The organism is Ruminococcus albus 7 = DSM 20455 (genome assembly GCF_000179635.2).
GTDB classification, from domain to species: Bacteria; Bacillota; Clostridia; order Oscillospirales; family Ruminococcaceae; genus Hominimerdicola; species Hominimerdicola alba.
In genome coordinates, this window is sequence record NC_014833.1 from 3,051,196 (window position 1) to 3,063,790 (window position 12,595).

General features: G+C 43.0%; 22 protein-coding genes. 7 read left to right on the plus strand and 15 right to left on the minus strand.

Annotated elements, in window-relative coordinates; genetic code table 11:
* Positions 1-12: 12 nt before the first annotated feature.
* Both RUMAL_RS13755 and tnpA (RUMAL_RS13760) read left to right on the plus strand, forming a co-directional pair.
* On the plus strand, positions 13-477 hold the full coding sequence (locus RUMAL_RS13755; protein WP_013499301.1) for a hypothetical protein: 465 nt from the start codon (positions 13-15) through the stop codon (positions 475-477).
* Positions 478-785: 308 nt separating this feature from the next.
* Complete coding sequence (tnpA, locus tag RUMAL_RS13760; RefSeq protein WP_013499302.1) at positions 786-1,004, plus strand: IS66 family insertion sequence element accessory protein TnpA; 219 nt, start codon at positions 786-788, stop codon at positions 1,002-1,004.
* Positions 1,005-1,468: 464 nt separating this feature from the next.
* Here the strand turns inward: tnpA (RUMAL_RS13760) and RUMAL_RS13770 are convergent, their stop codons facing one another.
* The 13 genes from RUMAL_RS13770 to RUMAL_RS13820 all read right to left on the minus strand — a co-directional run bounded on the left by RUMAL_RS13770 (position 1,469) and on the right by RUMAL_RS13820 (position 9,779).
* Positions 1,469-1,651 (minus strand): hypothetical protein, encoded by a 183-nt coding sequence (locus tag RUMAL_RS13770; protein WP_043550584.1) that lies wholly within the window; start codon positions 1,649-1,651, stop codon positions 1,469-1,471.
* A gap of 26 nt (positions 1,652-1,677) precedes the next feature.
* Positions 1,678-2,007 carry a hypothetical protein gene (locus RUMAL_RS13775; RefSeq protein WP_043550806.1) on the minus strand — a complete coding sequence of 110 codons (330 nt, stop codon included), beginning with the start codon at positions 2,005-2,007 and terminating at the stop codon, positions 1,678-1,680.
* Entirely contained in the window at positions 1,997-3,508 is a 1,512-nt protein-coding gene (gene tnpC / locus RUMAL_RS13780) for an IS66 family transposase (RefSeq protein WP_013483805.1), read from the minus strand. Before tnpC (RUMAL_RS13780) ends, RUMAL_RS13775 begins: the two co-directional genes overlap by 11 nt.
* A gap of 92 nt (positions 3,509-3,600) precedes the next feature.
* Positions 3,601-3,957: an IS66 family insertion sequence element accessory protein TnpB gene (gene tnpB, locus RUMAL_RS13785; RefSeq protein ID WP_013483393.1), complete on the minus strand. Its 357-nt coding sequence runs from the start codon at positions 3,955-3,957 to the stop codon at positions 3,601-3,603.
* Entirely contained in the window at positions 3,951-4,268 is a 318-nt protein-coding gene (tnpA, locus tag RUMAL_RS13790; RefSeq protein WP_013483496.1) for an IS66 family insertion sequence element accessory protein TnpA, read from the minus strand. The genes tnpB (RUMAL_RS13785) and tnpA (RUMAL_RS13790) overlap by 7 nt, the downstream gene beginning before the upstream one ends.
* A 237-nt stretch (positions 4,269-4,505) precedes the next feature.
* Positions 4,506-5,903, minus strand: a complete 1,398-nt coding sequence (locus tag RUMAL_RS13795; RefSeq protein ID WP_013499303.1) for a tyrosine-type recombinase/integrase — start codon at positions 5,901-5,903, stop codon at positions 4,506-4,508.
* Between the two features lie 315 nt (positions 5,904-6,218).
* The gene (locus tag RUMAL_RS13800; protein ID WP_013483890.1) at positions 6,219-6,758 is read right to left on the minus strand and encodes a hypothetical protein; all 540 of its coding nucleotides are present in this window, start codon (positions 6,756-6,758) and stop codon (positions 6,219-6,221) included.
* Positions 6,748-7,743, minus strand: coding sequence for an IS66 family transposase (tnpC, locus tag RUMAL_RS13805; RefSeq protein WP_050793293.1), 996 nt, complete (start codon positions 7,741-7,743; stop codon positions 6,748-6,750). The genes RUMAL_RS13800 and tnpC (RUMAL_RS13805) overlap by 11 nt, the downstream gene beginning before the upstream one ends.
* On the minus strand, positions 7,643-8,068 hold the full coding sequence (locus tag RUMAL_RS22555; protein WP_242843392.1) for an IS66 family transposase zinc-finger binding domain-containing protein: 426 nt from the start codon (positions 8,066-8,068) through the stop codon (positions 7,643-7,645). Before RUMAL_RS22555 ends, tnpC (RUMAL_RS13805) begins: the two co-directional genes overlap by 101 nt.
* Positions 7,989-8,258, minus strand: coding sequence for an IS66 family transposase (locus tag RUMAL_RS22560; RefSeq protein ID WP_050793294.1), 270 nt, complete (start codon positions 8,256-8,258; stop codon positions 7,989-7,991). Before RUMAL_RS22560 ends, RUMAL_RS22555 begins: the two co-directional genes overlap by 80 nt.
* Before the next feature lie 92 nt (positions 8,259-8,350).
* Complete coding sequence (tnpB, locus tag RUMAL_RS13810; protein ID WP_013483393.1) at positions 8,351-8,707, minus strand: IS66 family insertion sequence element accessory protein TnpB; 357 nt, start codon at positions 8,705-8,707, stop codon at positions 8,351-8,353.
* On the minus strand, positions 8,701-9,048 hold the full coding sequence (gene tnpA / locus RUMAL_RS13815) for an IS66 family insertion sequence element accessory protein TnpA (protein WP_013483804.1): 348 nt from the start codon (positions 9,046-9,048) through the stop codon (positions 8,701-8,703). The genes tnpB (RUMAL_RS13810) and tnpA (RUMAL_RS13815) overlap by 7 nt, the downstream gene beginning before the upstream one ends.
* A 98-nt stretch (positions 9,049-9,146) precedes the next feature.
* On the minus strand, positions 9,147-9,779 hold the full coding sequence (locus RUMAL_RS13820; RefSeq protein WP_013499304.1) for a helix-turn-helix domain-containing protein: 633 nt from the start codon (positions 9,777-9,779) through the stop codon (positions 9,147-9,149).
* Between the two features lie 207 nt (positions 9,780-9,986).
* Here RUMAL_RS13820 and RUMAL_RS13825 point away from each other — a divergent pair, with 207 nt between their 5' ends.
* The 5 genes from RUMAL_RS13825 (at position 9,987) to RUMAL_RS13845 (ending at position 11,757) form a co-directional block, all read left to right on the plus strand.
* Positions 9,987-10,142, plus strand: a complete 156-nt coding sequence (locus tag RUMAL_RS13825; RefSeq protein WP_013499305.1) for a hypothetical protein — start codon at positions 9,987-9,989, stop codon at positions 10,140-10,142.
* A 160-nt stretch (positions 10,143-10,302) separates the two neighbouring features.
* On the plus strand, positions 10,303-10,500 hold the full coding sequence (locus tag RUMAL_RS13830) for a MerR family transcriptional regulator (RefSeq protein WP_028504476.1): 198 nt from the start codon (positions 10,303-10,305) through the stop codon (positions 10,498-10,500).
* The gene (locus RUMAL_RS13835) at positions 10,493-10,810 is read left to right on the plus strand and encodes a hypothetical protein (protein ID WP_013499307.1); all 318 of its coding nucleotides are present in this window, start codon (positions 10,493-10,495) and stop codon (positions 10,808-10,810) included. The genes RUMAL_RS13830 and RUMAL_RS13835 overlap by 8 nt, the downstream gene beginning before the upstream one ends.
* Positions 10,797-11,372: a hypothetical protein gene (locus RUMAL_RS22170; protein WP_013499308.1), complete on the plus strand. Its 576-nt coding sequence runs from the start codon at positions 10,797-10,799 to the stop codon at positions 11,370-11,372. The genes RUMAL_RS13835 and RUMAL_RS22170 overlap by 14 nt, the downstream gene beginning before the upstream one ends.
* Positions 11,373-11,409: 37 nt before the next feature.
* Positions 11,410-11,757: a phage head closure protein gene (locus RUMAL_RS13845; protein WP_013499309.1), complete on the plus strand. Its 348-nt coding sequence runs from the start codon at positions 11,410-11,412 to the stop codon at positions 11,755-11,757.
* Between the two features lie 191 nt (positions 11,758-11,948).
* Here the strand turns inward: RUMAL_RS13845 and RUMAL_RS13850 are convergent, their stop codons facing one another.
* A complete protein-coding gene (locus tag RUMAL_RS13850; protein ID WP_013499310.1) occupies positions 11,949-12,344 on the minus strand; it encodes a hypothetical protein in 396 nt (131 codons plus the stop codon).
* Positions 12,341-12,532: an Arc family DNA-binding protein gene (locus tag RUMAL_RS13855; protein WP_013499311.1), complete on the minus strand. Its 192-nt coding sequence runs from the start codon at positions 12,530-12,532 to the stop codon at positions 12,341-12,343. The genes RUMAL_RS13850 and RUMAL_RS13855 overlap by 4 nt, the downstream gene beginning before the upstream one ends.
* Positions 12,533-12,595: the final 63 nt, after the last annotated feature.

The following is a 12,595-nucleotide window of genomic DNA, read 5'->3' on the forward strand; positions in this document are numbered from 1 at the left end:
GAGATCATTTTTATGGAGTACAATTTTTATATTGAAAAACCTATCCAGAGAGATGAATTACACCAAAGTATAATAGACATATTAAAAGAGTTATCAAATAAAGAACACATCGATGGTGACGATGTTATTTCATGTTATCCTCTTCAATTGTTTATTTATGGCCCTGAATATGGAGCAGATTATGTTAAGGAAGAATTTGGATTCGAATTGAGTTGGGAATTGACATTTGAAGTCTTTTCAAAAAATGAAACTGATAATGAAGTTGAGAATTTAAGGTTTTTCTTTAAGGTAATAAATTATTTGGTTGAAAAGTTTGATATTAATATCTTTGTCTTAGAGGATACGGGTGGTACTTGGATAATGAAAAGTCTGGGAGAAATAAAGCAATTACGAGATACAGATATATTTAACTATCCATTTGAACTGCTAAAGTGTTCGTCTGATTTTGAACGCTGTGAAGCAAAACAATTTGGCTGATTATAGGTGCAACACCTAGGTATTGTTGGTCTAAATGGGAACAAACACAATATCTAAATAAGTATGCACATGGATTTAGGACGGAGATAATAACAGGATTATCCTATGAATAATTCGAAGAAGAAGCCACGTGATAATGGTATAGATCAATGAATAGAAAACAGGGCGTTCGCTTAGACCGCCCTATCCTTTTATAAGGTAAGAGTAAAATATCCCGCGTCTTCCCTCCCGTTGACCAATGATGTATAATAAACTCCAAGAAACTTGATGGAGTAAATTAGAGTCCGTTGGACACGGGAGGTATCATTATGCAGAATAAAACAACAGAGATCGCAACGATCAGACAGGCAGTACGCCTGCAGGAATGGACTGCACAGATTGAAGCGCAACAGGCAAGCGGTCTGACGATCCGGGAATGTTGCAAAGAAAACGGTATCAAGCCCAACACGTATTACAACCGCTTTTATCGATTGATTATGTTAATTTCAAATTTACCATGGAGGTCAAAATATGCACGAAATAGTTGAAAATGCAGTACATAATGAATTGTTTGGTGTATATAAATGGTGAAACTGTAATTTTTATGCTGCTTAACAGCATAAGCTATATTTTTGATACCAAAGATAAGATGAGTGAAATCGAGTATTTTTGTAGAATAGTTTTGAATCTTCGGACCTTATTTGGACTTTATCTCCGCCAAAGACTGCTTGAAACTACTTCAAATCACTTGAAACGCAGACCTCAGAAACTCCGAAACACCGCAGATAAGCTGAGATAACATTCAATTACTATGGACAGCGGCTATCGTTCAAGTCCCGTTTGCCGCACCAAAGAAAAGCCCGAAACTACGCGGTTTCAGGGCTTTTTTATTTTGCTTTTTTGGGTTTTGGTCATTGTTTGGTCATTATCCATTTTTTTATAAAATAAGTAAGCGTATAACCCCCCGCATCATAAAAGCAAACAGCCGGGCAGATAACACCCGGCTGTAACATCATATTCTGGCTTTGATTTCTCCATTTCTCTTTGCGTCCATGTATATTTCTTTGAAATCAGCTTTGCTGTTCGGACCGAATATGATCGGCATAACAGATACAAGGCCATCGGAAATGATCGCATTTTTAAATGGCAGAAGCGCTGCATCAAGCAAAGTTGGCATCGGTGCATTTCTCAGCATTTCCTCCCAACTGCTGACAATGCCGTTTACAAGAAAACAGAATTGTCATCGATCGATATAAATACCGATCCCTTTTTCAAATGTCGCTCAATGATAAATCTGCCGGTGATGCACCCTTTCCAGCTTTTAAGTATCTCCATGTGTTCTTCGGGCAGATCCGATCGCTCAAGATAATCATCAATGATCCATGTCCGTTCCCATAAAAAGTGGGCAACCTCCGCAGCATCCTGTGGGTCGATCATTCCTTGCCCGAAATAATCTTCCTCAGGAAGTATATGATATTCTCTGTTCACATAGTCAAGCAGTGGAAAAAACAGTTCATAAAACAGCTTTGCATCTTCATTACTAAGTTTCATTTTCTTCCCTCCATGGTAATAATATCGTCCCCGCAGGCTGTGAAAACAGCTCGGTCAGGTATTTCTCAGCATCAACACCGTTCGCCTGTGCAGTTGAAATGATCGAATACAGCGTTGCACTTGATCTGGCTCCGTTTGCTGTATTTGAAAACAGCCAATTTTTTCGGCCTAACGCAAACGGTCTTATTGCGTTTTCGGCTCTGTTGTTGTCGATAGGCACGTCTCCGTTTTCAAGAAACGTGTAAAGATATTTCCGTTCATTCAACGCATATCTTACTGCATCTGTCAGCTTGCCCTTACCACTGACCTGAACATTTTCAAGCCACGCAAAAAACTCGTCAAGCAAAGGCTTTACCTTCACAAGGCGCTGTTTATATCTGTATTCTGTGGAGCTGTCGGCAAGCAGATTTTCTTCGTGATATATCTTGTTGAAATATTCTACTGCCTTTGCCGCAACAGAAGTGCTGTGCAGCTTTTGGTCGTTCGGAAGAGCCTGAATAAAACCACGCCTTGCATGAGTCATACAGCCGCATCGCTTAGCACCCTCGACTGCATTGTAGGCATCGTATCCGTCACAGATAAGATAGCCGATAAATCCTTTCAGGAAATTCGAGGCGTGCTCACCCTTTCGTGTCGGCTGATAATCGAAAATGATGATGCTCCTGTCATTCATTTTGCCGTTGCAGTAGACCCACATTCTTGATGTCGTGGTAGGCTTTCGGCCTTCCTCGTGAAGCACCTGAACGGTCGTTTCATCGGCATGGATCATCTGCCCTGCGATAAGCATCTCATGCATTTTCTCCACAATCGGCAAACACCATTTTTCGGCAGCAGTGCCTACCCAATTAGACATAGTCGCTTTGAGCAGAGGTATGTTTTTGGAATTAAAGTCCTTTTCCTGACGGTGCAGAGGTACTGACTTTGCATATTTTTCGTAGATGATATGAGCCAGAAGTTCGGGAGAGCAATAGCTTCCCGGGATCATAGCGTGAGGATATGGCGCACGGATGATATGACAAGGTTCGTCCCTTTCTTCGGGCTTTTCTCCGCACTCGGGACACTTGTACTTATGTACTATATGCCTGCGGATATGATATTTTGGCGGCGTAAATATAAGTTCATCGTAAGCCTTTTCGGGAGTCAGTTCTTCCATTTCGGCGCCGCATATTTCGCATACCGGGTTGTCAATTTTGTGATGTTCTTCTTTTACAGGCAGATTGTTCATCCATTCATCGTGAGTGCGTTTTTTCTTGCGCTTGTGTTCGGGAACAGTAATTGTTTCGGCAGATTTAGCTGCGGATTTTTCTTCATTGTTTCCGAACATGGAAAGCTGAACACCGAACTCCTTTTCCATAACAACAGATGTCTGCTCTGTTTTTCTTCCGAATATCTGCTTTCTGAACCACGCTAACTGCTGATTGGCAAGTGCTAGTTCTTCCTTGAGAACAGCGTTTTCATTACGGAGCGATACAATTTCCGATGTCATATTTGGTTCGGACATAAAGCACCCCTCCGTTCGTGATGATACTTTAATGATACCACGAAAAGAGGGGCTTTTCAAGCACATATTCTGAATATTCGGTAAGTATTGCCTTAATACAGCGCCCCCGGCTTTCCCTCACGGATAGCCTTCGGCTGCTCTATTTTCAAGCCTTCCAGAAGCCAGCGAATTTGCTGAGATGTGAGCATTACTGCTTCGGTCTCACTGCGCGGCCACTGGAATCTTCCGTTGTCAAGGCGCTTGTACAACAGCAGAAAACCATCGCCCTCCCACAGCAGACCTTTGATGCGGTCACAACGTCTGCCGCAGAACAAAAACAATGCTTTCGAGAACGGGTCAAGTCGAAGCTGAGCCTGAACGATAGTCGCAAGTCCGTCTATCCCGCGTCGAAGGTCGGTGTATCCCGTAACAAGATAGACCTGTGCGTCCGCTGCCAGATCATTCAGCATAGCTCATGCACCAAAGCGGTCAGAGTGTCCGCAGATATATCTGCCGGAAGAGATATTTGAAGTCCGTTTTTCTCAATGCGGATATTTTCGTTTGAGCAAGGAACTGATACAGGAACGATGGTCGGAGAATTTTCGATATACTTTTCACGAACTTTTCTTAGGCGGTTGTAATACGTGTTTGGCTTGATCCCTTTTTCTTTGCACCATTCCCGGATCGTCAGACCGCTTGCCTGCTGTGCTTTGATCTGCGCAGACCATTCCTGAAGCTGCATTTCTTTTTTGATTGTTGTGATGGATGTTGTTTTGTCCATACCTGTTACCTCCTTGTCTAATCGTCTCCAATGAACTCCATGGATCAATTTGGATTATTCAATTTACTTCATGGTGTTCCTTGGAGTTTATTATACTTTATTAGACTTCGGTGGGGTAGGTGCTGGGGGTTATACGCTTACTAAAATAATAGATGTTTCCTGAAATATTCCAAATCACATAAAAACAGAGCTGACCGATTAAAGCCTGCTCTGTTGAAATGTATTAAATTTGATACATTATTCTGCTTTTCTCTGCTTACCCTCTGTGAGGATATCAGCAACCACGCCCAGCGCCTGAGCTTCACGATCTTGAAAGGCTGCGGCATAGATATCAAGTGTTGTACTTGCCTGAGAGTGACCGAGTACGCTTTGCACCGTCTTAACGTCAACGCCCGAGCTGATAAGCAGGCTTGCATTTAAGTGACGGAAGCTGTGCAGGTTTACTTTCGGGAGATCATAAGCTGCACAAATCTTTGTGAGCCAACCAAAAGGGCTTGCACCGTTCATCTGGTGACCGTCCCACGATGTAAACAAGCGCTCTGTATTATGCCATTTATCACCGAGTATTAACCGCTGAGAGTTCTGGTCATTACGGAGCTGCTTCAAAGTAAATATGACGTTCTCGGGAAGTGTCAGCGCCCTGACTGATTTTTTAGACTTCGGTTCAGTGTCATAATATCCGAGTTCCTTTGAATAGTGTACAGTCCTGCGGATATGTATCACGCCCGTGTCGAAATCTATGTCAGACCATTCAAGCCCGAGTATCTCACCCCTGCGGAAGCCGCCGAACAATGCCAGCTGGAAGAAAGCACGGTATTTGACAGGTGTTTCGGGCAGGTCAAGGATATCAAGAAACTGTTTTGCCTGCTCTATCGTGAACATTGTATGCTCTTTCTGGGGTATCTTCGGAAGCACTGCATTCTTGCAAGGGTTATCAGATATCGCCTTGATCTTGATAGCATAATCGAAAACCGAGCTGATAAACGATACATAATTCTTGATAGTTTTCGGGGTGAGGGCTTTTTCTGTCTTTATGCGATCAAAAGTCTTTGCAAGGGGTTGACCGAGTGCTGCGTTTATCTTCTCAGCGCTGGTAAGCATGACTTGCTTACCGTCCCATGCATATTTGATAGTTTGAGCGCTGACACCTGCCTGCTCTGCAAACTGTGCTTGTGTGAGCTTCCTCTTTTTGAGTTCTGCTTTCAGGTCAATTTTAACGACTGCCTTTTCTTCACTCTTGACATTCTCATGAGTTAGCCATAATATAAAGTTGTCGATTTCTCGGGGAGTGATCTTGTCTATTCTCAGGTGACCCAAGCGCTCATATACTCGGGGGCAGTACTGGCGGCAGCGGTCAATGCCTGACTGCTTCAAAGTACGCTTTGCATAGTTTTCAAACCACGTTTCACAGAAGTTCTCAAACTTCTCAGCGTTGACGGTCTGACCCCTGCGGCACTGTTCTTCAAACTCAAAAGCCGCCTTGTTAACTGCCTTTTCTATCTGCTTGTCGCTCATGCCCTCTCTCGGGGGCTTCCATGTCATGCTTTGTGTTTTCTGAGCAGTTCCGTCCGCTGAATAACCGCAGAACACCTTTATTCGGTATGAGCCGTTTGGTCTTTTGTCGATGTGTGCCATTTAATCACATTCCTTTCAGTGTATAAGGTTGACACCCGAAAGGAATAATGCTATAATAATACTGTGAGAGTACTTATCCTTTGGGGTGAGTTTATATGAACCGTTCTTGTGTTGCTGCACAAGGGCGGTTTTTTATTTGTCTATTATACTATTTGCTATATCTCCGAGTTTATCTTTTATCTCTTGTTTCATCATTCTATCATATTTATCCTTGTGTACAAACAAATATCCTTCTGCATAAAGCATATCACGTAAGCGTATAACCCCCCGCATCATAAAAGCAAACAGCCGGGCAGATAACACCCGGCCGTAACATCATATTCTGGCTTTGATTTCTCCATTTCTCTTTGCGTCCATGTATATTTCTTTGAAATCAGCTTTGCTGTTCGGACCGAATATGATCGGCATAACAGATACCAGGCCATCGGAAATGATCGCATTTTTAAATGGCAGAAGCGCTGCATCAAGCAAAGTTGGCATCGGTGCATTTCTCAGCATTTCCTCCCAACTGCTGACAATGCCGTTTACAAGAAAAACAGAATTGTCATCGATCGATATAAATACCGATCCCTTTTTCCAATGTCGCTCAATGATAAATCTGCCGGTGATGCACCCTTTCCAGCTTTTAAGTATCTCCATGTGTTCTTCGGGCAGATCCGATCGCTCAAGATAATCATCAATGATCCATGTCCGTTCCCATAAAAAGTGGGCAACCTCCGCAGCGTCCTGTGGGTCGATCATTCCTTGCCCGAAATAATCTTCCTCAGGAAGTATATGATATTCTCTGTTCACATAGTCAAGCAGTGGAAAAAACAGTTCATAAAACAGCTTTGCATCTTCATTACTAAGTTTCATTTTCTTCCCTCCATGGTAATAATATCGTCCCCGCAGGCTGTGAAAACAGCTCGGTCAGGTATTTCTCAGCATCAACACCGTTCGCCTGTGCAGTTGAAATGATCGAATACAGCGTTGCACTTGATCTGGCTCCGTTTGCTGTATTTGAAAACAGCCAATTTTTTCGGCCTAACGCAAACGGTCTTATTGCGTTTTCGGCTCTGTTGTTGTCGATAGGCACGTCTCCGTTTTCAAGAAACGTGTAAAGATATTTCCGTTCATTCAACGCATATCTTACTGCATCTGTCAGCTTGCCCTTACCACTGACCTGAACATTTTCAAGCCACGCAAAAAACTCGTCAAGCAAAGGCTTTACCTTCACAAGGCGCTGTTTATATCTGTATTCTGTGGAGCTGTCGGCAAGCAGATTTTCTTCGTGATATATCTTGTTGAAATATTCTACTGCCTTTGCCGCAACAGAAGTGCTGTGCAGCTTTTGGTCGTTCGGAAGAGCCTGAATAAAACCACGCCTTGCATGAGTCATACAGCCGCATCGCTTAGCACCCTCGACTGCATTGTAGGCATCGTATCCGTCACAGATAAGATAGCCGATAAATCCTTTCAGGAAATTCGAGGCGTGCTCACCCTTTCGTGTCGGCTGATAATCGAAAATGATGATGCTCCTGTCATTCATTTTGCCGTTGCAGTAGACCCACATTCTTGATGTCGTGGTAGGCTTTCGGCCTTCCTCGTGAAGCACCTGAACGGTCGTTTCATCGGCATGGATCATCTGCCCTGCGATAAGCATCTCATGCATTTTCTCCACAATCGGCAAACACCATTTTTCGGCAGCAGTGCCTACCCAATTAGACATAGTCGCTTTGAGCAGAGGTATGTTTTTGGAATTAAAGTCCTTTTCCTGACGGTGCAGAGGTACTGACTTTGCATATTTTTCGTAGATGATATGAGCCAGAAGTTCGGGAGAGCAATAGCTTCCCGGGATCATAGCGTGAGGATATGGCGCACGGATGATATGACAAGGTTCGTCCCTTTCTTCGGGGCTTTTCTCCGCACTCGGGACACTTGTACTTATGTACTATATGCCTGCGGATATGATATTTTGGCGGCGTAAATATAAGTTCATCGTAAGCCTTTTCGGGAGTCAGTTCTTCCATTTCGGCGCCGCATATTTCGCATACCGGGTTGTCAATTTTGTGATGTTCTTCTTTTACAGGCAGATTGTTCATCCATTCATCGTGAGTGCGTTTTCTTGCGCTTGTGTTCGGGAACAGTAATTGTTTCGGCAGATTTAGCTGCGGATTTTTCTTCATTGTTTCCGAACATGGAAAGCTGAACACCGAACTCCTTTTCCATAACAACAGATGTCTGCTCTGTTTTTCTTCCGAATATCTGCTTTCTGAACCACGCTAACTGCTGATTGGCAAGTGCTAGTTCTTCCTTGAGAACAGCGTTTTCATTACGGAGCGATACAATTTCCGATGTCATATTTGGTTCGGACATAAAGCACCCCTCCGTTCGTTATGATACTTTAATGATACCACGAAAAGAGGGGCTTTTCAAGCACATATTCTGAATATTCGGTAAGTATTGCCTTAATACAGCGCCCCCGGCTTTCCCTCACGGATAGCCTTCGGCTGCTCTATTTTCAAGCCTTCCAGAAGCCAGCGAATTTGCTGAGATGTGAGCATTACTGCTTCGGTCTCACTGCGCGGCCACTGGAATCTTCCGTTGTCAAGGCGCTTGTACAACAGCAGAAAACCATCGCCCTCCCACAGCAGACCTTTGATGCGGTCACAACGTCTGCCGCAGAACAAAAACAATGCTTTCGAGAACGGGTCAAGTCGAAGCTGAGCCTGAACGATAGTCGCAAGTCCGTCTATCCCGCGTCGAAGGTCGGTGTATCCCGTAACAAGATAGACCTGTGCGTCCGCTGCCAGATCATTCAGCATAGCTCATGCACCAAAGCGGTCAGAGTGTCCGCAGATATATCTGCCGGAAGAGATATTTGAAGTCCGTTTTTCTCAATGCGGATATTTTCGTTTGAGCAAGGAACTGATACAGGAACGATGGTCGGAGAATTTTCGATATACTTTTCACGAACTTTTCTTAGGCGGTTGTAATACGTGTTTGGCTTGATCCCTTTTTCTTTGCACCATTCCCGGATCGTCAGACCGCTTGCCTGCTGTGCTTTGATCTGCGCAGACCATTCCTGAAGCTGCATTTCTTTTTGATTGTTGTGATGGATGTTGTTTTGTCCATACCTGTTACCTCCTTGTCTAATCGTCTCCAATGAACTCCATGGATCAATTTGGATTATTCAATTTACTTCATGGTGTTCCTTGGAGTTTATTATACTTTATTAGACTTCGGTGGGGTAGGTGCTGGGGGTTATACGCTTACTTTGTCTATTATACTATTTGCTATATCTCCGAGTTTATCTTTTATCTCTTGTTTCATCATTCTATCATATTTATCCTTGTGTACAAACAAATATCCTTCTGCATAAAGCATATCACGGTTTTCTTCCAAAATCCTCTTTACCTGTTCTTCCTCATTATCATCTGTGGTATTACCTGCATTATCTCTGCGGCTTTTAGTTACGTGTATCAATTGCAGAACTTCTTCAAATTCCCCGTGAACTATCATGTCACTCACAATGCTGAGATATATGTCATTAAGCTCACCAAAATCATTATAGTCTTTGTGCCAAATATGACGAAGTCTTTTTACAGCTGCTTCACTTAATCCCGTATATTCACAGATCATTTGAATATCAGGGCTTTGGGCTTTTGTTTCACCGAGCAAATATTCATAGCTAACACCGAAATATTTATGATAAGCTTGAAGCTGTTCGATTGTAGGCGGGTTCTTGCTTTTTTCTATATCTGAAATGGTTGAGTGTACTATATTTAGAGCTTTTGCTAGTTCCTTTTGTGTCAATCCTTTATCTGTTCTCAACCTTTTATAGTTTTCACCATAGTTATTACAAAACTCAAAATTCGGCTGCGGTTTATTTGCCATAAAATAACACTCCCTTGATTATTCTAAATCGAATTCATGATTTTAGTATAATTTAAAACATTTATGGAATCTCTTGCATTTTGCTGAAAAACCATGTATACTATAGTTAGCGATTAAGATAAACGATAAGTAAAAATTTAGATTAATGATAGTTTACCACATTTTTAATCGCTTGTCAAGCTGTTTTTTAGGATTGGGGGTGAAACTATGACCAAGCAGGAGCGTGAGCAGGTTAAACAGGTGCAGCGCGAGTATTACCGAGAATGGCGTGCACGAAACAAGGACAGGGTCAAAGCTGCAAATCAGCGTTACTGGCTGAAAAAGGCTCAGGAAGCTAAGCAGGAGCAAAAAGAGGGGGAATAATTTTTATGCATGAAAAACCGCCCGAGTGCTGCGAACACTCAGGCGGCGGGCAGGTTCAAGCCTGCTGAAAACATAAGCATTTGGTTGTAGTATGCTCCATTGGTATTATAACATATATGGAGCGGGTTTGCAAGAATATCTTGCAGAAAGGGTTTTTACTATGGAAAATATTTATACAAGACCGCTTCCAAAAATGCGGACTATAAAAGAAACTGCGGCGGAGCTTAATGTACCCGTTTACGCACTTCGTCAGTGGGTAAAGTCGGGGGAAGTTCCTGCCGTGTATGCAGGTAGAAAAGCTCTGCTCAATCTCGATCTAGTCATTAAGTTCCTGAACGGGGGTGAGGATAATGACTGATATCGAAAAGGCGCTTATATCCATCATCGGGCGCGGTGAACACAACGCTGTCAAGCAGTCCGAGATCACGCGGCTGACTGGTTTGTCCGATCGGGATACCCGTGCGATCATCGAACGCTTGCGGGCAGGTGGTATGGTGATCTGTTCAAGCAATGCAGGGCGGTTCTTCCCTGAGAGCATCGAGGAACTTGACAGCTACATCAAACGGATTCAGGCGAGTGTCCGAGCTGAATGTATAGCTCTTGCGCCTGCAAGGCGGCTTTTGAAAGAATGGCAGCGAGAGGGGGGCTATCAGAATGGCAGAACGTAGGATGTTCAGTAAAACTATTGTCGATAGCGATCTTTTTCTTGAAATGCCACTTTCAGCTCAGTGTTTGTACTTCCACTTGTCGATGAGGGCAGATGATGACGGATTTGTTAACAGTGTGCGGAAGATAATGCGCGTTGTAAACGCTTCTGACGATGATTTTAGGATTCTGGTCTCTAAGGGCTTTGTTCTTTTGTTTGAGAGTGGGGTCATCGTCATCAAGCATTGGCGCGTGCATAATTGTATCCAAAAAGACCGATATCGCCCGACTATTTATAGTACTGAAAAATCTCGCTTGTCTACGGACGGAAACAAGGTTTATTCATTGGATACGACTTGTTTACAACATGAATCCAATCTGGATACGCAATGTATACAAAACGTTGCCGATATGGATACTCAGGATAGTTTAGGCAAGATCAGTTTAGGCTATGCGAGAGAAGAACAGGAAAGACAAGGTGAGGGAAGGAGTTTCGAGGAAACCCAAGCAGCGCTGCAGGCAGAGCTTCATGCTCAATTATTAGAGTCAAAAAAACGCATAGATCAGATAACACAGCAGGCTTGACCTGCTGTGCTATCTAAATAATAAGGAGCTGATTATAATGATAGACATTGCAACCCTTAATCAACGGATAGAAATACAGCAGCTGACCTCTGATAAAGATGATAGAGGAAATCCCGAGCAGGTCTGGACAACGATATATAAACGCTGGGCATCTGCAAATGTTACGGGTACAGCATTTTACGATGCTAGGCAGGAGCTTGTCAAAGCTCAGGTTGAATTTGTAACTAGGTATAATAAGCAGCTTGCTATGATCGACACGACTAAATATCGCATCATCTGGAAAGGTGATATCTATCACATTCTGTTCGTTGACAATTACAAGGGATTGAATGAGCAGCTAAACATAACTGCGGTATGTTACGATCAAAACGATTCACTGAGGTAGCAGCGGGCTTAATGCTCATGAGAAGATACACCGAGATCATAACGCTTGTCAGATGCACACAGAACAACGCTGTGAGCTTCTACGGGCTTATGACTGAATGTTTCTCTACAATGCTAACGTCACACAGAGCTTATATGTAGGCTTATAATGAAAGCAGGCTTGCGGTGTTGAACCGCAGGTCTGCTTTTGCTTTATTCGCTCATCATATAATCGAAGTGTCTGCGGTATCTTTTCGGTATGTTTATACCCACCATAAAGCCCAGCTCTGAAAGTGCATCTGATATCACTGCAAAGCCGTCTTTGTAGAAAGCTGTTATTCTACGCTGCTTGTCTGCTATGCCCTTGTAATCAGGCGGACAAACGAAAGTCCAGTCAGCGCCGTCCTCATCAAGCACAATTCGGAAATACTTGTCAATATCCGTACTCGGGAAGCCTGCTTTTGCAAGCAGTATGTGATGTTCCATAGCTTCATCTATCTGGCTGACTATTGCTGTTTTACCGTCAAAGGATATAAGCACAAGCAAAGGTTCTTTCTCGGATATAGCTGTGTTAACATCGTTCTCTGAGGGGTATTTGATTATGGTCATTCGGTGTCACCGTCCTTTTTTATATCTTCTTTCAAGAGGTCATTAATAAGACCGTTCAAACTCTTGCCTTTATTTTCTGCGTGTTGCTTGTATTCTTCTTTCATGCCCTTTGGAAATGTGGCGGTAAATCTATCATATTTTTCAGCAACATATTTATTCTGCCGTTTGATCTGCTTTTGCTTGTCCACACTATCACCTCACACTTAAATATATTATACTCGATTTTGAGATATTACACAATACATATTATT

Bases quoted from the DNA above. Each gene is read 5' to 3' on its own strand.
- RUMAL_RS13825 (WP_013499305.1), top strand. From the start codon at position 9,987: ATGACCAAGCAGGAGCGTGAGCAGGTTAAACAGGTGCAGCGCGAGTAT.
- RUMAL_RS22555 (WP_242843392.1), bottom strand. From the start codon at position 8,068: ATGAAGAAAAATCCGCAGCTAAATCTGCCGAAACAATTACTGTTCCCG.
- RUMAL_RS13775 (WP_043550806.1), bottom strand. From the start codon at position 2,007: ATGAAACTTAGTAATGAAGATGCAAAGCTGTTTTATGAACTGTTTTTT.
- RUMAL_RS13835 (WP_013499307.1), top strand. From the start codon at position 10,493: ATGACTGATATCGAAAAGGCGCTTATATCCATCATCGGGCGCGGTGAA.
- RUMAL_RS13845 (WP_013499309.1), top strand. From the start codon at position 11,410: ATGATAGACATTGCAACCCTTAATCAACGGATAGAAATACAGCAGCTG.
- RUMAL_RS13800 (WP_013483890.1), bottom strand. From the start codon at position 6,758: ATGAAACTTAGTAATGAAGATGCAAAGCTGTTTTATGAACTGTTTTTT.
- tnpA (WP_013499302.1), top strand. From the start codon at position 786: ATGCAGAATAAAACAACAGAGATCGCAACGATCAGACAGGCAGTACGC.
- tnpB (WP_013483393.1), bottom strand. From the start codon at position 8,707: ATGCTGAATGATCTGGCAGCGGACGCACAGGTCTATCTTGTTACGGGA.
- RUMAL_RS13755 (WP_013499301.1), top strand. From the start codon at position 13: ATGGAGTACAATTTTTATATTGAAAAACCTATCCAGAGAGATGAATTA.
- RUMAL_RS13770 (WP_043550584.1), bottom strand. From the start codon at position 1,651: ATGCTGAGAAATGCACCGATGCCAACTTTGCTTGATGCAGCGCTTCTG.
- RUMAL_RS13795 (WP_013499303.1), bottom strand. From the start codon at position 5,903: ATGGCACACATCGACAAAAGACCAAACGGCTCATACCGAATAAAGGTG.
- RUMAL_RS13830 (WP_028504476.1), top strand. From the start codon at position 10,303: ATGGAAAATATTTATACAAGACCGCTTCCAAAAATGCGGACTATAAAA.
- RUMAL_RS22560 (WP_050793294.1), bottom strand. From the start codon at position 8,258: ATGTCCGAACCAAATATGACATCGGAAATTGTATCGCTCCGTAATGAA.
- tnpC (WP_013483805.1), bottom strand. From the start codon at position 3,508: ATGTCCGAACCAAATATGACATCGGAAATTGTATCGCTCCGTAATGAA.
- tnpA (WP_013483496.1), bottom strand. From the start codon at position 4,268: ATGGACAAAACAACATCCATCACAACAATCAAAAAAGAAATGCAGCTT.
- RUMAL_RS13850 (WP_013499310.1), bottom strand. From the start codon at position 12,344: ATGACCATAATCAAATACCCCTCAGAGAACGATGTTAACACAGCTATA.
- RUMAL_RS13820 (WP_013499304.1), bottom strand. From the start codon at position 9,779: ATGGCAAATAAACCGCAGCCGAATTTTGAGTTTTGTAATAACTATGGT.
- tnpC (WP_050793293.1), bottom strand. From the start codon at position 7,743: ATGATCCCGGGAAGCTATTGCTCTCCCGAACTTCTGGCTCATATCATC.
- tnpB (WP_013483393.1), bottom strand. From the start codon at position 3,957: ATGCTGAATGATCTGGCAGCGGACGCACAGGTCTATCTTGTTACGGGA.
- RUMAL_RS22170 (WP_013499308.1), top strand. From the start codon at position 10,797: ATGGCAGAACGTAGGATGTTCAGTAAAACTATTGTCGATAGCGATCTT.